This window comes from Paeniroseomonas aquatica, from assembly GCF_030409335.1.
Lineage (GTDB): Bacteria > Pseudomonadota > Alphaproteobacteria > Acetobacterales > Acetobacteraceae > Belnapia > Belnapia aquatica.
The window spans coordinates 1-618 of the sequence record NZ_JAUFPN010000111.1 but is presented as its reverse complement, the minus strand read 5'-3'; the positions used below and the strand labels follow the sequence as shown (position 1 = coordinate 618).

Sequence of the window (618 nt, the reverse complement as noted above, 5' to 3'; positions counted from 1 at the left end):
GGGGGCACCCCAAATACGGACAAATGAGGATGAAGCCGTGACCCCGGCCCCATCTCTCTCGCAATCTCTACAGTTCCCACGATCGGGGGCACCGTGGCCCGGAGCTCAACGTGCAGCGACTGCGAGGCTCCCCTCGTAGTCCAGTCCACCCGCGGTCCTCTGCCAATGCTGTGCCCCTCCTGCAAAGACGACCGCCGCCGGACCCGCCAGCGCAAGCCCGCCATGGAGCGGCGGTTCCGGGTCCTGTCGCTGGGCGCCGGCCAGCAGTCCTCAGCGCTGCTCGTGCTCTCCGCCCGCGGCGAACTCCCGAAGCTCGACCTCGTGGTCTTCGCCGACACCCAGTGGGAACGCAAGGTCGTCTACGACAACGTCGACCGCCTGGAGCGCATCGCGACCGATGCCGGGATCCGGTTCGAGCGGGTCACCGCCGGGGCGCTCCGCGACACCGCGGTCGAGGACGACTTCGTGCCGATGCCCGTCTACGGCTACCACGGCGACAAGCCGGTGGTCATGCGCCAGCAGTGCACGATGGACTGGAAGATCAAGCCGATCCGCCGCCGGGTCCGTGAACTTGCCGGGCCGCTGCACGGGCTCACCGTCGAGATGTGGTTGGGCATC

General features: G+C 68.4%; 1 protein-coding gene. It reads left to right on the top strand.

Translation table 11 applies throughout. The features are described from left to right. Positions 1-165 precede the first annotated feature (165 nt). Positions 166-618 (top strand): hypothetical protein (locus tag QWZ14_RS10605; RefSeq protein WP_456307233.1); only part of this gene is annotated, 453 nt, incomplete at its 3' end.